This window comes from Diaminobutyricimonas sp. LJ205 (assembly GCF_009755725.1).
GTDB lineage: Bacteria > Actinomycetota > Actinomycetes > Actinomycetales > Microbacteriaceae > Ruicaihuangia.
On sequence record NZ_CP046619.1, the window covers coordinates 2,127,340 to 2,143,022 of the forward strand.

A 15,683-nucleotide genomic window follows, 5' to 3' on the forward strand; every position below is an offset into this window, starting at 1 on the left:
TCAGTGCTGTGGTGCTGTCAGTGCTGTGATTGCAAGTTGCGGACGAGAGAGCGGCGGCTGTACGAGCCGCCGCCCTCGCGCGGTTTGAGCGTTACTCCTTGGTGATTTCGTGGTAGAGCGGAACCGAGTTCCAACCGAAGGACACGTTGCTCACGCCCTCGGCCCATCCGCCGTTCACATTCGAGTACCAGAGCGGGATGGCCGGCAGGTCCTCGAGAAGGATCTCTTGTGCCTGCTGGAAGAGCCCGTTCGCTTCCTCGATGTCGGTCGACTGGGAACCCTCGTCGAGCAAGGCGTCAACCTCAGGGTTCGAGTAGTCGCCGTCATTTCCGCTGCCATTCGTTGCGTACAGCGGTCCGAGGAAGTTGTACAGGCTCGGATAGTCGGCCTGCCATCCCGAGCGGAACGCCGTCTGGATGGTGCGGTCGGAGATCAACGTGCGCGACTCGGCGAAGGTGGGGTACGGGTCGCCGGCTGCGTCGATTCCCAGGACGTTCTTGATGCTGTTGCACACAGCGTCAACCCATCCTTGGTGGCCTCCGTCGGCGTTGTAGGCGATCTTGAATGTGCCATCCCACGGGGCGATGGCATCGGCCTCGGCCCACAGCCTCTGCGCCTCTTCCTCGTTGAACTCGAGGACGTCGGCGTTCTCGAGCGAATCAGACCAGCCGTCGATCACCGGAGAGGTGAAATCGGAGGCAGGCGTGCGGGTTCCCTCGAAGATCACGTCGGTGATCTCCTCCCGGTTGATGGCCATTGACAGGGCCTGACGGCGAAGTTGACCTTCTTCGCCACTCCAGTGCGGCAGTCGCTCCGGAATGGTGAACGACTGGAAGATCGCCGCGGGCTGGTTCACCCAGCGGTCGCCCAGATCAGACTCGTACGTCGAGAGCGCGGCTTCCGGGATTTCGTCGACAACGTCGACGTTCCCGGCTTGCAGATCAGCGTACGAAGCATCCTGCGACGCGTAGAAGATGAACGACAGTCCGCCGTTCTTCGGCTCCCGTGGACCGTCATACCCTTCGTTGACAACCAGGTCGATCCGCTCATCGTGCTTCCACGCATCTTCACCATCGAGCATGTATGGGCCGTTACCCACTGGGTTCTGGCCGAATGCCTCAATGTCGTCGAAAGCCGACGCCGGCAGTGGGTAGAAGGCGGAGTAGCCGAGCCGAAGCGGGAAGTCCGACAGCGGCTGCGTCAGCGTGATGGTGAACTCGGTGTCGCTGACCTTCTCCAGACCAGTGAGCTCGCTGTCGACATCGAAGCTGAATCCCTCGATGGGTTCGAAGAAGAAGCTGGAGAGATGGTTGTTCGACAGTAGAGCCCCGTAGTTCCAGGCGTCGATGAAGGAGTCAGAATTAACAGGCTCACCATTGGTGAACTCGAGTCCCTCTCGAATGGTGACGGTGTAGGTCTGAGAATCCTCGGTCTCGATGGACTCGGCCACGTCGTTGTGCGTCGTCCCCTCGGCGTCGTAATAGACCAGCCCGGCGAAAATGGAGTCGAGAATCTTACCGCCACCGACCTCATTGGTGTTGGTCGGGATCAGAGGGTTCTGCGGCTCGCTGCTGTTTGTGGTGATGACCGCGGACGTGTCGGCATCGTCTGCCGATCCGCCTTCGTCTTCGGCTGCGCATCCGGTCAGGACGAGCGCTCCCGCCGCCAGCAGCGAGATCACGCCGCCGGCCTTGCGTATTCTTTTCACTTTTCCTCCCGTGCAGGGTGTGCAGCACGACGAGTCGTAGCGTCGGTGCCACGGTTTATGAGTATGACCCTAGAACTGGGGGCAACACCCGCCAAGGTAGAGACCGAAACGTTATAGACCAGAGACCAAATGCCGTTTTATAAGTGATATATATGCCGGCACTCTGAGCGGGTGCCTATCCAGCAGAGGCTGGGCGCCCGCGTACCATCGAGTCATGTCCGACGCCGATCAGCCGGAACCTGTCCCCCGTGCGACCCTCCTGGTTTTCGATGGCGACTGCGCGTTCTGCACGACATGGGTGAACCGCCTCGCCGACTGGCTGCCCGCCTTTCCCGAGTCGGTGCCGTGGCAGTGGGCGGATCTCGATGCACTCGGGCTGTCGCACGACGAGGTCACCCGGTACGTCTGGTTCGTCACCGATCACCGTCAGTTCGCCGGGCATCTCGCCGTCTCTGCGCTCCTGCGCGCTCAACCCCGGCTCGGGCTCCGGTTGCTCGGGTGGCTTCTGGCTACTCCTCCCTATTCGTGGGCGGCCGCGGTCGGCTACCACTACGTCGCCAAGTACCGTCACCGTCTACCCGGCGGCACGCCTGCCTGCCAGATGCCGGCCCCGAAGTGACCAGGAGCACCGGACTGCCGCTGACCGACACTGGATCCCGTCGACGGCTCAGCGTCGAGATCGTCATCGTGCTGCTGCTCTCGCTCGGGGCATCCGCGGTGTATTCCATCGTGGCGATCGCGTACCGGCTGACCCGCGATGTGCCGCTCTCGGACCAGACCGCGACACTCAACCAACCGCTCAGCGACCGCGAGATATTCGACCTCATCTACCAGCTGCTCGCCGTCTGCTTCGACCTGGTGCCGGTCGCGCTGGTGGTCTTCCTGCTCTGGCAGGCGGCGCCACCCCGACTGGGTCGGCTCGGTGTCGACCTGACCCGGCCGCGACGCGATCTCGGCTGGGGAGTCGGCCTGGCCCTGGCGATCGGCATTCCCGGTCTCGCCCTGTACCTGGGCGGCAAGGCGCTCGGGCTGACCACCACGGTGGTGCCCACCGCCCTCGACACCTATTGGTGGACGGTGCCGGTGTTGTTCCTCGCCGCCGTGCGAGCAGGTGTCACCGAAGAGGTGATCGCCATCGGGTACCTGTTCGCCCGGCTCCGTGACCTGGGCTGGTCAAGTTGGCAGATCGTCGTGTCCAGCGCACTGCTGCGCGGCACCTACCACCTGTACCAGGGGTTCGGCCCATTCATCGGAAACGTGCTGATGGGGCTGCTCTTCGGCTGGCTGTACCAGCGCACCGGGCGGCTGCTCCCGTTCGTCATCGCGCATGTGCTGCTGGATGCCGCGATCTTCATCGGCTATCCGTGGGCTGCCGCGACCTTCCCCGACCTGTTCGGGCTGCCCACCTAGTCGCTGATCGAGCCTGCCGAGATCCTTTCGGGGTCTCGGCAGGCTCGACCAGCGGTCAGGTTATGCGAAGGCCTCGATCGGGGGGCAGGCGCAGACCAGGTTGCGGTCGCCCCAGGCCTGGTCGATCCGGCGCACCGGCGGCCAGTATTTCCCGGTCACCGAGCGCATCCGATCGGCACCGGTGAGCGTGCTCGCCGCCGGGTAGACCGCCTCCTCGCGGGAGTAGGAATGCGTCCACTCCCCCTCGACCACGGACAGCGCCGAGTGCGGGGCGTTCACCAGCGGGTTGTCATCCGCCGGCCAGCGACCCGCGGCGACGGCATCCGCTTCAGCCTTGATCGCGATCATCGCGTCGATGAACCGTTCTATCTCGCCGAGGTCTTCGCTCTCGGTGGGCTCGATCATGAGCGTGCCCGGCACGGGGAACGACATCGTCGGCGCGTGGAAGCCGTAGTCGATCAGCCGCTTGGCGACATCGTCGTTCGAGATGCCTGTCTGCTGCTTGAGCGGACGCAAGTCGATGATGCACTCGTGAGCAACGAGGCCGTTGTCACCCGAGTACAGCACCGGATAGTGATCATCGAGCTTGGCGGCGATGTAGTTCGCCGACAGCACGGCCGCTCCGGTCGCCGCCTTGAGCCCTTCGAGCCCCATCATGCGCACGTACGCCCAGGTGATCGGCAGGATCGACGGGCTGCCATACGGCGCCGCCGACACCGGTCCGCCGCCGTGCACGTACTCGCCCTGCGCGCCGGTGGCGACGTCGAACGCGGGATGCCTGGCGGACTGCGCCATCGGATGCCCGGGCAGGAACGGCGCGAGGTGAGCCTTCGCCGCCACCGGTCCGACGCCGGGTCCGCCGCCGCCGTGCGGGATGCAGAACGTCTTGTGCAGGTTGAGGTGCGAGACATCCCCGCCGAAGTCGCCGAACCGGGCGTAGCCGAGCAACGCGTTGAGGTTGGCGCCGTCGACGTAGACCTGTCCGCCGGCTTCGTGCACGGCATCCGTGATCGCGGTGATCTCGTGCTCGTACACGCCATGCGTGGACGGGTAGGTGACCATCAGCGCGGCCAGGTCGTCGCGGTGGGCGTCGATCTTGGCGTGCAGGTCGGTGAGGTCGACGTTGCCGAAGTCGTCGGTGGCGACCGGGACGACCTTCATGCCGGCGAGCACCGCGCTGGCGGCGTTGGTGCCGTGCGCGCTGGTCGGAATGAGGCACGCCGTGCGGTGCACGTCGCCGCGCGAGCGGTGGTAGCCGCGGATCGCAAGCAGCCCGGCGAGTTCACCCTGGCTGCCGGCGTTCGGCTGCAGCGACACGGTGTCATAGCCGGTGACCTCGGCCAGCCAGCTCTCGAGGTGGCTGATCATGACCAGGTAGCCCTGCACATCCTCCGCGGGCGCGAACGGGTGGATGTCGGCGAACTCGGGCCAGGTGATGGCTTCCATCTCGGTGGCCGAGTTCAGCTTCATGGTGCAGGAGCCGAGCGGGATCATCCCGCGGTCCAGCGCGTAGTCCTTGTCGGCCAGGTACTTCAGGTAGCGCATCATGCCGGTCTCGGACCTGTGGGTGTTGAACACCGGATGCGTCAGGTACTCACTCGTCCGCAGCAGGTCGGCCGGCAGGGCGGGGTCGGGCGCGTAGGCGAACCCGGCCTGGATGCCGAACACGGCCGAGAGGTCCTGGTCGAGGTCGGTGCCGGGCATCGTGTCGAGGCTGGCCTCGTCGAAGCTGATCGAAACGGTGTCGCCGTCGACCTGGTGCAGCAGGATGTCGCGGCTGTGCGCGTCGGCGACCAGTTCGGCCGCACGGCCGGGAACGCTGACCCGCAGCGTGTCGAAGTAGCTCTCGCTCGCCAGCTCGAAGCCGGCATCCTTCAACCGAAGGGCGAAGGACACGGTGCGCTCGTGCACGCGCTCGGCGATCCGCCGCAGGCCCTGCGGGCCGTGGTAGACCGCGTACATCGACGCCATCACGGCCAGCAGCACCTGCGCGGTGCAGATGTTCGAGGTCGCCTTCTCGCGGCGGATGTGCTGCTCGCGCACCTGAAGGCTGAGCCGGTAGGCGGAGTGCCCGTCGGCGTCCTTGGAGACGCCGACCAGCCGACCGGGCAGCTGCCGTTCGAGTCCGTCGCGCACCGCCATGTAGCCGGCGTGCGGACCGCCGAAGCCCATCGGCACGCCGAATCGCTGGGTGGTGCCGACGGCGACATCCGCGCCGAGCTCGCCCGGGCTCTTCAGCAGCGTGAGGGCCAGCAGGTCGGCGGCGACGACGACGACTCCGCCCTGCTCCTTGACGGCGGCGATGACGGATGCCGGGTCCCGGACCCGCCCGGATGCGCCGGGGTACTGGATGAACGCGCCAAAGGACTCGGGGAGCTGGGCGGTCTCGGCAAGCTCGGCCAGCGGGAGTTCCACCAGCTCGATGCCGACCGCCTCGGCGCGGCTGTACAGCAGCGCCTTGGTCTGTGGCAGCGCGTCGGCGTCGATCACGAAGACGTTCGACTGGGACTTCGAGGCGCGGCGGGCGAGCAGCATCCCTTCGACGACTGCGGTGCCCTCGTCGAGCATCGATGAGTTCGCGGTGGCCAGCCCGGTCAGGTCGGCGACCATGGTCTGGAAGTTGATCAGCGCCTCAAGCCGGCCCTGCGAGATCTCCGGCTGGTAGGGCGTGTATGCGGTGTACCAGCTGGGGTTCTCGAGCACGTTGCGCTTGATCACGGCCGGGGTGATGGTGCCGTGGTAGCCGAGGCCGATCATCGATCGACGCGCCTTGTTGTATCCGGCAAGGGTGCGCAGTTCGGCGAGAGCCTCGCGCTCGGTGGCGGGCGCTGGGATGCTCGATGCCTTGGCCTCGCCGATGCGAATCGACGGCGGCACGGCTGCGCCTACGAGATCCTCGACGGTGGCGTAGCCGAGCGTGTCGAGCATGTGCCGCTGCGCGGCGGCATCCGTTCCGATGTGGCGGTCTGCGAAGTCGAGGGTCACTGGCCGATCTGCTCCGTGTACTCGTCCCGGCTGAGCAGGGAGGTGGCGTCGAGCGCGGCGGGGTCGATCCGCAGCTTGAACAGCCAGCCGGCGAACGCGTCCGCGTTCACCAGTTCGGGGTTCTCGATGATGGCGTCGTTGCGCTCGATGACCTCGCCGGCGATCGGCGTGGACACCTCGCCGACAGACTTCGTCGACTCGACCTCGCTGACCACCGCGCCGGGCTGCACGCTCGCGCCGACCTGGGGAAGGTCGACGAAGACCAGGTCACCGAGCTGGTCGGCCGCGTAGTCGGTAATGCCGACGGTGACGACATCGCCATCGATCTCGAGCCATTCGTGGTCGGCGGTGTACTTGAGTGCGTTCAGATCGGGCATGGCTCAGGCCTTTCGAGAGTAGAAGGGAACAGCGGTGACGGTTGCGGGGATGCGGCTGCCGCGCACATCGATGGCGAGGTGGGTGTCGGGGGCGGCGTGCTCGGGGTCGACGTAGGCCATGGCGATCGGATGTCCGAGCGTGGGCGAAAGCGCACCGGAGGTGATCTCGCCGACGACCTCGCCGGACTCGGTGACGATGGGGTAGCCGGCGCGACCGGCGCGACGGCCTTCGGCGACCAGGCCGACCAGCACGCGGGCACCCTCGGGCGGCCCGGCCTCGACGGCAGCGCGGCCGACGAAGTCGCCCTCCTTGTTGATGTGCACGACCCGGCCGAGTCCGGCCTGGACGGGCAGGATGTCACGGCCCAGCTCGTGCCCGTACAGCGGCATGCCCGCCTCGAGCCGCAGCGTGTCGCGCGCGGCGAGACCCGCAGGCACGAGCCCCGACCCCTGGCCGGTCTCGATGATCGCGGTCCACAGTGCGGCGGCGGCATCCGGAGCGATATACAGCTCGAAGCCGTCCTCGCCGGTGTAACCGGTGCGGGCGATGAGCAGTTCGTGGCCGTTCCAGCGGGCGGCGGCGCAGCGGTAGTACTTGAGTGAGGCGAGGTCGACCTCCTCGAGCTGCGGGGTGAGCTGGGTCAGGATCTCGCGCGTTTTGGGCCCCTGCACGGCGATGAGCGCCATGTCGTCGCTCTCGTCGTAGACCTCACAGTCGAAGTCCTTCGCCCGGTCGATGAGCTCCTCGGCGACGGCGTCGCGATTGCCGGCGTTTGCGACGACGAGGAAGCGGTCCGCCCCGGTGCGGTAGACGACGAGGTCGTCGAGGATGCCGCCGTCCTCGGTGAGCAGCAGGCTGTACTTCGCCTGGCCTTCCTCGATCGTCGATAGGCGGCCGGCGAGCGCATAGTCGAGGGCGGCGCCTGCCTCAGCGCCGAGCACGACGATCTCGCCCATGTGCGAGATGTCGAAGATGCCGGCGGCGGTGCGCACCGCGTGATGCTCGGCAAGGTCAGAGCTGTAGCGGACGGGCATCTGCCAGCCACCGAAGTCGGTGAAGGCTGCGCCGGCGGCCACATGGATGTCATGCAGCGGGCCATGACGGGCGGTGTCAGTCTCGGTCACGGAGTTCTCCAATGGATCGCGCAATTCGCGTGGGAACTCCCCCTCTGTCATGGGCCTGAGAGTTTCGTCGCGGGTGGCGACTTTCACCGTGGGCGAGCGTCACGAAACTCCCTGCGGATTTCGCTCGACTCTTTTCAGAGTGGCCAGAACGATGCGGTACGACTACCTGAGAGATTGGCGGGGAGGCTTGCTCCTTCGGTGTCCCGGCTGTGGGGACTCTCCCGCATCGCGTTGCGTGGCCCGATATGTGATTGTGGGCCCAGCATATCCCAACCGGAGGCACGTCCTCGGGACCCGGGCTACCGCGGCTACCGTGTCCGTATGGGAATCCTGGAGCTGCGGCGCGCGCGCGAAAGTGCCCGGTCGCCGAAGCGGCCGGGCACTGCGCTATCGAGTCAGCTCACTCCCTGACAAGGCCCTTGATATCGGCCGGCTTTTGAAGCATTCCGTCCTCGAACATCAGGTCACCGAGTTGTGTCAATCGTTCCACCGGGATCTCGGTATTGAACTGTTCGAGCACAATCTTCGCGAGAAGGGCGTCATCCAGTTTGACAACCTTCTTAGCCCCTTCGCGCACTGCGTCCGGATTCTCGTTTGCGAACGCCGTGGATTCTTTGAGTGCTTCGGCCATGTCCTTGACCAGTTCGGGGTCCGAGTCGGCCAGCTCACCTGAGGTGAAGAACAGTTGTGATGGGTGACCCGGCACCGAGTCGTCAGAGGGGTAGGTAACGACGTGCGCTCCCGCGCCCTCCAGAATCGTGCCAAAGGGCTCGGGCACCCATGCAGCGTCGACATTCCCTGCCTCGAGCGCAGCCTGCATGTCCGGGAAGGGCAGCTCCACGAACTGTACTGCGTCCGGATCCCCATTGTGAGCACGCACCGCTGCGCGGATAGTGAGGTCACCCATCCCGTTCAGGGTGTTGATGGCGACTCGCTTTCCCTCGAGATCTTCGGCTGATTTGATGGCTGGGTCCAAGGCCCGCACAACGTTGACATTGGACCCTTCCTCCAAGGCGGACGTCCAGCCGGCGACGGCTCGGATGTCGAGTCCCTGGTCACGTGCCTGCAGCAGCGTTACGGGCGTGGCGGTCGCAAACTGAATGTGTCCGGACATCACGCCAGGGACCAACGCGGCACCGCCGGTGCCCGTCTCGAACTTCAGTTCAATCCCACGCTTCTCAAAGAAGCCCTGCTCCACGCCGGCGTGGATTGCGCCCGCCGTGGCGATCGGCGCCATAGCAACGGTAACTGTGCGAACTTCTCCGACCTCACTCGCTGGCTGGTCGCCGGTCGTCGTGTCACCTCCAGCGCACGCACTGAGCGCGAGTGTGACGGTGGCGGCTAGGGCGAACATGCCCGATCTTTTACTCATGCGGGGCTCCTGTCGTGATCGCCGGCGGGTCCGGCTGGTGCAATGAATACGTGGTCTGCAAACGGGACGTGCTGTGCAACAAGGATCTGGCGGCCACCGTGGTGACGGGGCATCTGGCCTGCGACCAAGGACACCTTGGTGAGGACGCTACTGGAGCCATCGAGTATATTCAATAGCTTTATAAGCGGATTTCCGGATAACTTCCGCAAAGCATCGTGCCTCGAGATGCAGCTGAAACCGGCGCGACAACGCGCTCGCGGTGAGCGTGGAGGGGCTCACCGCTCGCACGAATAGTCCCGGGCATTCAGCGATCCGGAACTGGAACCCCTCTGTGACGAGGGTCCGGAATTCATAGGGCCTGTTTGGTGACGACCGCTTCGTGAGACGGATACTCACCTGCGGGCTCAGCATGTTCCCCGGCGGCCGCCGGACGGTGTCCTCGTTTGGCCTGCTGAATGAGCTCATGGATGTGTGTGCGCAGCTCGCCGAACCGCTGTTCTGAGCGAGTATGGATCTGGTCTCGCTGGTCCGGCAGGTCAATGACGACGTCCTCCATGATCACCGTCGGGGAACTGGATAGCACGAGGACCCGCTGCCCCAGGTACACCGCCTCGTCAATGTCGTGGGTGACGAACAAGACGGTGACGCCTAGTCGATGCCACAGGGCACGCACGAGGTCTTCGAGGTCGGCGCGAGTTTGAGCGTCCACGGCAGCGAAGGGCTCATCCATGATCAGCACCTGAGGCTCGTAGGCCACTGCCCGAGCAATGGCAACACGTTGCTGCATCCCTCCGGAGAGCTGCCATGGATGCGCCGAGTGCACATCGTCGAGGCCAACGGCTTCAAGAGCTTCTGTCACCAGGCGTCGGCGTTCGGTTTTCGGCACGCCCTTGTCCTTGAGCGGAAGCTCCACGTTCTGCCACACGGTCATCCACGGAAACAGGCTGCGACCGTATTCCTGGAACACCACCGCCATGCCCTGCGGAGATCCGACTACGCGCTTACCCTCGAGCAGCACCTCGCCGGATGTCACATCCATCAGGCCAGCGATGCACTTCAGCAGCGTCGTCTTGCCAGCCCCCGATGGCCCCACTATGCAGACCAACTCACCGGGATTGATAGCAAAGGTCAGGTCGCGGACGGCCTCGACCATGCGGTCCTTGGTCTCGTAGACCTTCTTGAGTGCTCGAACCTCAAGGATCGCTGATTGATTGTGGGTCGCAGTGACCATGAGTCAGCCCTTTCGCTGCAGACGGCGCATCCCGGTGTACCAAGTCAGCACCCGGGCCTCGACGAGACGGAAAACCAGCGCCAGCAACACACCACAGACGCCGAGCAGGATGATGCCGCTCCACATCTGAGGAATGGCGAAACCGCGCTGGAACTGAACAATGCTGAAGCCGATGCCATTGCTGGCCGCGAACATCTCACTGATCACCATCAGGATGATTCCGACAGACAGCGCCTGCCGGGCGCCAGCGACAATGCGCGGGCTCGCGCCCCGCAGAATCAGGTGCCGGACGCGTGTGGAGCTACGCAGGCGGTAAACCTGTGCAGTGTCCAAGAGGACATCGTCGAGGCCACGCACCCCCTCGATCGTGTTAAGCAGGATCGGCCAGACACATCCGGTGACAATGACGACCACCTTCATTTCGTCGCCAATCCCCGCAAACAGCATGATGACGGGAATGAGCGCGGGTGGCGGGAGCGCGCGGAAGAACTCGAGCACCGGTTCCAACACTCGCCTAATGGTGCGGAAGACGCCGATCACGACTCCGAGTACCACGCCCACCACCAGCGCCAACAGGTATCCCACGGCTAGCCGGCCGAGGCTGGGGAGTACATCAGCAAGGATTCGGCCCTCGAGCCAGGTCTCCGGGAACACCTCGACAATCGTGCGCAACGGCGGCCAGAAGAAGTTCTGACTGCCTGCGGACGCGAACCACCACAGTCCGACCAGGAGGACCGGCAGCCCCAGGAACGTGAGGGCTTTCCTGGCCCCTTCGAGTCGTCGTCGCTTCATCGGGCCGCCTCCGCACGAATCGAGGGATGCCACCGCAGTACGCGGAGTTCACATGCCCTTGCCCCGAGATTGACTACGACCCCGATCAGGCCAGTCACCATCACAAGCGCGTACATGATCGACACCGCGCCGGAACTCTGGGCAACGGCAATCGAACGTCCAAGCCCGGGAGAGCCAATGATGAGTTCGCCCGTGACCTCGAGGATCAGGGCCACCGATGCCGCCAATCGGAGGCCGGTCATCACATATGGCAGAGCTGTTGGCCACGTCACGGTGCGAACCTGAGTCCACCGGGACAAGCGGTAGGAGCGCGCAGTCTCCCGCGCTACGGGATCCACATCTTGCGCCCCGTAGAGAACTTGCACGAGCATCTGCCAGAAGCTGGCATACACGACCAGCAACAGTGTGGAACGCATGTCCGGTCCGAACAGCAAGACTGCAAGCGGAATGAGCGCCACCGACGGTATCGGTCGAAGGAACTCGATGGTTGTGGCGGTGGCGGCGCGCATGACCTGATTGCTGCCGATCAGGATGCCAAGAACGACACCTAACACAACGGCGATGGCGAGTCCTGTTGCCCAGCCGCGCATCGTGTCCCCGAGTGCCAGCCAGAACTCTATGCTTCCGGCTTGACCGACCAACGCCGCGAGTATCTCGCTGAACGGCGGCAGGAATCGCGGGTCAACCAGTCCGACCCTGGGCAGGATCTCGATGAGAGCAACTAACCCGAGCAGCCCAGCCAATCCCGGCCCCAAACGCCGCACTGGATTACGCCAGACCCGTGAGGGCACCCCCAATGTTGCGTTGGCCATGCATCCTCCGTCATTGGTTTAGAAGCACACCGACTGGACTCGGTGGGGGCCGCAAGCGGCAACTGAGGCCTTCACGCCTCAGACGGACGCTACTGGAATATACGACTCTATTCAATAGTGTTAATAAATTGGTTCCCAGTCGGTCAGGTTCGACGCGCCGCCACGACTCCGTGGACAACGGCGGGAGGCTCGTCTTTGGGGCCAGCCGGACTAGTCCCCGGCTGTCCGTTCTGCGAGCGCGCGCCACGCGTCGAGCGAGTCGTCTTCGATCGCGCGTCGAGCCTCATCAACCTCGTCAGGAGTGACCAGTCCTTCGGCGACGGCCGACTCGATGTCGGCTGTCGAAAGCAGCACAGCGGCCAGCAGCACCCTCGGCGCTCACCGTGTCGCTCACCCGCTCGGCGAGCTGGGCCGTGGCATCCGCCCGCCGCTGTTCCGGTTGCACGGGGGCGCACGCGGTCAGGCTGATCGAAGCAGCAAGCAGCACAGCAATCAGTGCGGCACCGTGCCGCGGCGAACTCATCGGTCGGACTTGCCGTTCCCGTGACCGTTGCCACCCTTATTGCCGTTATTGCCGTTGCCGTTGCCATTGCCGTTGCCGCGGTGGTCCGTCTTCTGGGCCTTGTTGCCCCGCTGGTCGGTCTCCGGGGCGTTCTGCCCCGTGCTCTCGGCTGCGGGAGCTTCCTCGACGGGCGCCGAAGTCTCATCGGGTTGCTCCTCCTCGACGGGCATTCCGGTCTTCTTCTCGAGCTGCGTGCGGGCGCGTTCGAGTTGCGCTGCGGCGTGTGCACCCTGTCGCTCGAGCTTGGCAAGAGCGGCCTCCTGCTCCTCCGCCGGCAGCGCGGAGACATCCCCCAGCTTGGCGGCGTGGCGAGCCTGCCAGGCCTGCACGTGGTTCACCCGCATGTCATAGCGGAACTGGTGCGCGCACAGATCAGCGCCGCCCTCCGCCGCTTCACGGCATTCGGCGAACTCAGCATGGATCGCATCGAAGGTCTCATGCCACTGCGCCGAGACTTCGTCCCAGCCGCGTGTCTGCTCTTCTAGCTCGTTGTCGAGTGCCTCGTCGATCTCAGCGTCGAGCTCCGACTCGGGATCGCCGACTGCGTCCTCGGCGAGCTGCTCCACCTGGGGTGCGATGATCCCGGCAGCGAGCGCCTCGGCGATGGCTGCGTCCAGGGCGGCCGCGAGCTCGGCATCCGGGGTGGTGACATCGAGCTTTTCCAGCGTGGATGCCGTGATCCACGACGCCACTTCCTGGTCAGTGGCCGCGGCGGCGGGCGCTGCGACCAGCCCGGCTGAGGCGATGACCGCCAGCGCAATCGTCGCCGATCGTAAGGTTCCCCAAGTCTTCACGTTTCCCCCAAACATGACGTATGCCGACAAGGTAACAGCTGCAGAGCCCGCCCCGCATCGGGGCCGGACAAACAGTTCGGGAACAGTGGCCGAGAACGCCGTGCAGTGATCGGTGATTTAGCATCGGCACATGCAGTCGGGCACAACGCGAGTCGAGGGCACGCTCGCGTCGTGGAACGAAGACCGCGGGTTCGGCTTCATCACGCCTGCTGACGGCGGGCCCCGCCTGTTCGTGCACGCCACCGGCTTCGAGAGCCGCGCGCAACGCCCGGAGCCCGGCGAACTGCTGCAGTTCGCGATCGAGCGCGACCAGGACGGCAAACCGCGGGCAATCCGCGTGCGGCGGCCGACGGTCGCACGGCCGAGCCCGAGCCGCCGCCCGGAATCCGCCGAGTACCGCGGACGCCGAGGCAAGCTCAATCTGGTTGCGCTGATGAGTGTCATCGCGTTTCTCGTGCTCTACGCCACAGTGCACCTTCTCTGGCCGGTGCCCTGGTGGGTCGCCGCGGTGTACGTCGGGACCAGCCTGCTGAGCGTCGCGATCTACGGCCTCGACAAGTCGGCCGCGACTGCTGGACGGTGGCGCATCTCCGAGAGCACCCTGCTGTCAATCGGTGTCATCGGCGGCTGGCCCGGCGCCGTCCTGGCGCAACAGTTCTTGCGGCACAAGACCAAGAAGGCATCGTTCCGGCGGGCGTTCTGGGCGACGGTGATCCTGAATGTGGTCGCGTTCGCATTCGCGACAACGCCGCTGCGCGAGCTGATCGTCGCGCGAGTGGTGGGCAGTTAATTACTGGTCGTCGTCCCGATGGTTGCGGAAGTAGCGCACGGCCTGCCAGATCAGCACCACGAAGCCGGTGATCGCGGCGATCCCGAACAATACGGCCACCCAGGCGGGGGTTCCCGCAGGCGCGGGAATCGGGAACAGCGGCAGGCTCATGGTTTCACCGTAGCAACCCGGGTCGCAGTACACTCGGCGGCATCCGCGAGAAGGGCGATCCCATGGCAACGGTGCCAACAACGATCGACGAGTACATCGCTTCGTTTCCCGATGACGCACGGCGCGCGCTCGAGCAGGTGCGCTCCGCTGTTCACCGGGTGGTGCCGGATGCCACGGAGACGATCAAGTACGGTATGCCGACGTTCACGGGCGAGGGCCACCACAACGTGTACTTCGCCGGTTGGAAGACCCATGTCGCCTTGTACGCGGTGCCCCCGTTGCCCGCCGAGCTTGAGACTCGGGTCGCGCCGCTACGGTCGGACAAGGACACCGTGAAGTTCCCGCTCAGTGAGCCGATGCCGGTGGAACTCGTCCAGGAAGTTGTCGCCGAACTAGTGAGACGTCACGACTGATACGGCGTCGCGAGAGCCCTGCGGTACTCATCTGGATCCGCCCTCGTGCTCGGCGAAACTGCTAAATGGCGTCGGGTGATCCGCTTCGCGAAGTACCCGGCGTAGGGCAGGACGACAATGCACTGCAGGCCGGTCTGCCATGCCTCGATGAGCGCGGGAAGGCTGACGCGCTCGGGCGTCTCCTCGAGGGGCTGACCGAGAGGCGGCTCGAGCCCGCGGCTCCAGTCCGTGAACGACTCCTGGTCGATGCCGTCCATGCCGTACTCAACCTCCCAGCGCGGCGGCAGAGCGGGGTGCAGCGGCTGACCAGGCACCCAGATTGCGCGCATGTCCTCCGGGGTTGGGCGAGCGCTCGGGTCGTGCACGCCATACCAATCCCAGGCACGCGCCCATTCGCGCTGCCAACGCCGCTTCCACTCGTCGCGGCTCACGGTGTCGGGCATCACCGACCCACCCACGTCCGGCACGGGATCGAGTTCCGGGACAGCCGTCTCGCGGCCGACATCCCATGCCTGCCGGATGAACAGCAGCAGCTCCAGATGATGCGGATTATCGACCGAGATGACCATGTCCCGCGGCCACGGATTCCCAGGGATCGGTTCGGTCGATCTCATGACGATCCCTCCGGCGGATGGACGAGCAAGTCCACCCGTTCGGCGAGATATTTCTCGAAGGGGATTGCCGCGTCATCCGGAGCCGTCGCGCTCCACCGCACGAACGCGTCGTCGCCGCGCAGGAACAGCGGACCGGTCGAGGAGCGCAGGATCTCGGCATCCAGCAGGATCTCGTGAGCATCGAAATTAACCGTTTCCCCGTGTTCGAATGGTCCGCGAAACGCGGCCGCGCGATGATCGCGGCGGTGCTCGGCGGAGACCGACTGGTAGCCCGGATATCCCGGTGGCACCGCCCGGGTGGTCGCGCCGACCGCATACAGGGCACCCGCCCGATCCAGCAGGAACACGCCAAGCCGCCACGCCCGTCCGAGCGAGCGCATCGCCGCCTGGCGGTTGATCATCAACACCCGGCGCGGCGGAACGAACTCGGCGAGCGCCTCGTCTCGCGCGCCGCCCTGCTCGAGTGCGGCGACAGCCCCGGCCAGCTCGCGCCGCAGCCGCTCGATCACCGGGTCATCCTGTGCATCGCTCACCTGGCTACCTCACCA

Annotated in this window: 17 protein-coding genes and 1 riboswitch; of the genes, 4 read left to right on the forward strand and 13 right to left on the reverse strand. The window is 65.4% G+C overall.

Features of this window, described 5'->3' with window-relative positions; all coding sequences use genetic code 11:
• Positions 1-91: 91 nt before the first annotated feature.
• Positions 92-1,708, reverse strand: coding sequence for a peptide ABC transporter substrate-binding protein (locus GO591_RS10290; RefSeq protein ID WP_232466132.1), 1,617 nt, complete (start codon positions 1,706-1,708; stop codon positions 92-94).
• Positions 1,709-1,922: 214 nt separating this feature from the next.
• Here GO591_RS10290 and GO591_RS15975 point away from each other — a divergent pair, with 214 nt between their 5' ends.
• Together GO591_RS15975 and GO591_RS10295 are read left to right on the forward strand one after the other, a co-directional pair.
• Entirely contained in the window at positions 1,923-2,327 is a 405-nt protein-coding gene (locus GO591_RS15975; RefSeq protein WP_232466133.1) for a thiol-disulfide oxidoreductase DCC family protein, read from the forward strand.
• On the forward strand, positions 2,324-3,118 hold the full coding sequence (locus tag GO591_RS10295) for a CPBP family intramembrane glutamic endopeptidase (protein WP_232466134.1): 795 nt from the start codon (positions 2,324-2,326) through the stop codon (positions 3,116-3,118). Before GO591_RS15975 ends, GO591_RS10295 begins: the two co-directional genes overlap by 4 nt.
• Before the next feature lie 60 nt (positions 3,119-3,178).
• Here GO591_RS10295 and gcvP read toward each other — a convergent pair whose 3' ends face one another.
• The 9 genes from gcvP to GO591_RS10340 form a co-directional block, all read right to left on the reverse strand.
• Positions 3,179-6,103 carry an aminomethyl-transferring glycine dehydrogenase gene (gene gcvP, locus GO591_RS10300; protein WP_157156736.1) on the reverse strand — a complete coding sequence of 975 codons (2,925 nt, stop codon included), beginning with the start codon at positions 6,101-6,103 and terminating at the stop codon, positions 3,179-3,181.
• Positions 6,100-6,480 carry a glycine cleavage system protein GcvH gene (gene gcvH, locus GO591_RS10305; RefSeq protein ID WP_157156737.1) on the reverse strand — a complete coding sequence of 127 codons (381 nt, stop codon included), beginning with the start codon at positions 6,478-6,480 and terminating at the stop codon, positions 6,100-6,102. The genes gcvP and gcvH overlap by 4 nt, the downstream gene beginning before the upstream one ends.
• A 3-nt stretch (positions 6,481-6,483) precedes the next feature.
• Complete coding sequence (gcvT, locus tag GO591_RS10310; protein WP_232466135.1) at positions 6,484-7,605, reverse strand: glycine cleavage system aminomethyltransferase GcvT; 1,122 nt, start codon at positions 7,603-7,605, stop codon at positions 6,484-6,486.
• Between the two features lie 144 nt (positions 7,606-7,749).
• Positions 7,750-7,839, reverse strand: a riboswitch (glycine riboswitch).
• Positions 7,840-8,005: 166 nt separating this feature from the next.
• Positions 8,006-8,977, reverse strand: coding sequence for an ABC transporter substrate-binding protein (locus GO591_RS10315; protein ID WP_370455275.1), 972 nt, complete (start codon positions 8,975-8,977; stop codon positions 8,006-8,008).
• A gap of 349 nt (positions 8,978-9,326) precedes the next feature.
• Positions 9,327-10,208, reverse strand: a complete 882-nt coding sequence (locus tag GO591_RS10320) for an ABC transporter ATP-binding protein (protein ID WP_157156740.1) — start codon at positions 10,206-10,208, stop codon at positions 9,327-9,329.
• A 3-nt stretch (positions 10,209-10,211) separates the two neighbouring features.
• Entirely contained in the window at positions 10,212-11,000 is a 789-nt protein-coding gene (locus tag GO591_RS10325; RefSeq protein WP_157156741.1) for an ABC transporter permease, read from the reverse strand.
• Positions 10,997-11,812, reverse strand: coding sequence for an ABC transporter permease (locus tag GO591_RS10330; RefSeq protein ID WP_157156742.1), 816 nt, complete (start codon positions 11,810-11,812; stop codon positions 10,997-10,999). Before GO591_RS10330 ends, GO591_RS10325 begins: the two co-directional genes overlap by 4 nt.
• Positions 11,813-12,022: 210 nt before the next feature.
• Positions 12,023-12,181, reverse strand: a complete 159-nt coding sequence (locus GO591_RS10335; protein ID WP_157156743.1) for a hypothetical protein — start codon at positions 12,179-12,181, stop codon at positions 12,023-12,025.
• A 150-nt stretch (positions 12,182-12,331) separates the two neighbouring features.
• Complete coding sequence (locus tag GO591_RS10340; RefSeq protein ID WP_157156744.1) at positions 12,332-13,168, reverse strand: hypothetical protein; 837 nt, start codon at positions 13,166-13,168, stop codon at positions 12,332-12,334.
• 130 nt (positions 13,169-13,298) lie between these two features.
• On the opposite strand from GO591_RS10340, the gene GO591_RS10345 reads away from it, so the two are divergent.
• Entirely contained in the window at positions 13,299-13,958 is a 660-nt protein-coding gene (locus tag GO591_RS10345; protein ID WP_157156745.1) for a cold shock and DUF1294 domain-containing protein, read from the forward strand.
• On the opposite strand, the gene GO591_RS10350 is transcribed toward GO591_RS10345, so the two are convergent.
• Positions 13,959-14,108: a hypothetical protein gene (locus GO591_RS10350; protein WP_157156746.1), complete on the reverse strand. Its 150-nt coding sequence runs from the start codon at positions 14,106-14,108 to the stop codon at positions 13,959-13,961.
• A gap of 62 nt (positions 14,109-14,170) precedes the next feature.
• Here GO591_RS10350 and GO591_RS10355 point away from each other — a divergent pair, with 62 nt between their 5' ends.
• Positions 14,171-14,521 carry an iron chaperone gene (locus tag GO591_RS10355; RefSeq protein WP_157156747.1) on the forward strand — a complete coding sequence of 117 codons (351 nt, stop codon included), beginning with the start codon at positions 14,171-14,173 and terminating at the stop codon, positions 14,519-14,521.
• Here the strand turns inward: GO591_RS10355 and GO591_RS10360 are convergent.
• Together GO591_RS10360 and GO591_RS10365 are read right to left on the reverse strand one after the other, a co-directional pair.
• On the reverse strand, positions 14,512-15,135 hold the full coding sequence (locus GO591_RS10360) for a hypothetical protein (protein WP_157156748.1): 624 nt from the start codon (positions 15,133-15,135) through the stop codon (positions 14,512-14,514). The genes GO591_RS10355 and GO591_RS10360 overlap by 10 nt on opposite strands.
• Positions 15,132-15,668: a hypothetical protein gene (locus GO591_RS10365; RefSeq protein WP_157156749.1), complete on the reverse strand. Its 537-nt coding sequence runs from the start codon at positions 15,666-15,668 to the stop codon at positions 15,132-15,134. Before GO591_RS10365 ends, GO591_RS10360 begins: the two co-directional genes overlap by 4 nt.
• Between the last annotated feature and the right edge of the window lie 15 nt (positions 15,669-15,683).